Annotated in this window: 1 protein-coding gene and 1 pseudogene; both read left to right on the forward strand. The window is 69.4% G+C overall.

Annotated elements, in window-relative coordinates:
- On the forward strand, window positions 1–917 hold a 917-nt coding region (locus V6M46_RS13360; RefSeq protein WP_332665947.1), incomplete at its 5' end, for a M13-type metalloendopeptidase.
- A gap of 115 nt (window positions 918–1,032) precedes the next feature.
- Window positions 1,033–1,527, forward strand: a pseudogene (locus V6M46_RS13365) (MFS transporter); the annotation flags it as partial.

A 1,527-nucleotide genomic window follows, 5' to 3' on the forward strand; every position in this document is an offset into this window, starting at 1 on the left:
CCTCCAAGGAGCGGATGACCGAGCTGATCGACAACCTCCTCGAGGCGTACCGGCAGAGCATCTCGGCGCTGCCCTGGATGAGCGACGAGACCAAGAAGCGCGCGCACGAGAAGCTCGACACGTTCAACCCCAAGATCGGTCACCCCGACGAGTTCAAGGACTACTCGGCGCTGGAGACGGCGCCCGACGACCTGCTCGGCAACGCCCGGCGGGCGATCGCCGTCGCGACCGACCGTGAGCTCGCGAAGATCGGCTCACCGATCGATCGTGACGAGTGGTACATGACGCCGCAGACCGTCAACGCCTACTACAACCCGACGATGAACGAGATCGTCTTCCCGGCCGCGATCCTCCAGCCGCCGTTCTTCCACGCCGAGGCCGACGACGCGGTCAACTACGGTGCGATCGGCGCCGTCATCGGGCACGAGATCGGTCACGGCTTCGACGACCAGGGCTCCCACTACGACGGCACGGGCGCGCTGCGCAACTGGTGGACCGATGAGGACCGGGAGTCCTTCGAGAAGCTCACCTCGGCCCTCATCGCCCAGTACGACGCGCTGACGCCCGAGGGCGCCGACGGTCGTACGGTCAACGGCTCGCTCACGATCGGTGAGAACATCGGCGACCTCGGCGGCCTCGGCATCGCCTACAAGGCGTTCCGGCTCACCGATCCCGACGAAGGCGAGATCGACGGGCTCACGCCCGACCAGCGGTTCTTCATCTCGTGGGCGCAGGCCTGGCAGTCGAAGGTACGCCCCGCCGAGACCGTGCGCCGCCTCGCGATCGACCCGCACTCGCCGCCGGAGTTCCGGTGCAACCAGGTCGTGCGCAACATCGAGGCGTTCTATGCGGCGTTCGGCGTCACGGTGGACGACGAGCTCTGGCTCGACGAGTCGGCCCGCGTGGTGATCTGGTAGGACGCGCGCGGCTTCGCCGCCCCAGCAGCTCGTTCCGCCCCCTGCCGCTGGCGGGCTTCGCCCGAGCGCCTGCCTTCGCTCGCTCGGCCCATGGTCAGGACGATAGGTTGCTCTGGTGAATCCCCCCTCGTCTGTCGACCCCGCTCAACGCAGGATCGTCTCGGTCCTGTCGCTCGTGCAGGTCGTCGGCGGCGTCGGCAACGGTGCTGGACTCGCGGTCGGCGCGCTGCTGGTCAAGGACGTCAGCGGTTCCTCCGGCTGGGCCGGCATGGCGGTCGTGATGCTGACCCTCGGCGCGGCCGCGTTCACGATGCCGCTGTCGTCGATCGCAGCGCGTACGGGTCGCCGTCCCGCACTGACGCTCGGGTGGTTGTTCGGCGCGGGAGGCGCCTGCGTCATCATGGTCGGCGCCGAGCTCGGGTCGCTGCCGATCCTGCTCCTCGGCCTCCTGCTGTTCGGGTCCAGCACCGCCGCGAACCTGCAGTCGCGATTCGCCGCCGTCGACCGGGCCGCGCCGGGCCAGGTCGGCCTCGCGCTCTCCCTTGTCGTCTGGTCGACCACCGTCGGCGCAGTCATCGGGCCCAACCTGACGGGCCCCGGAGCGTCGGTC

This window comes from Aeromicrobium sp. (assembly GCF_036676885.1).
Taxonomy (GTDB): Bacteria; Actinomycetota; Actinomycetes; order Propionibacteriales; family Nocardioidaceae; genus Aeromicrobium.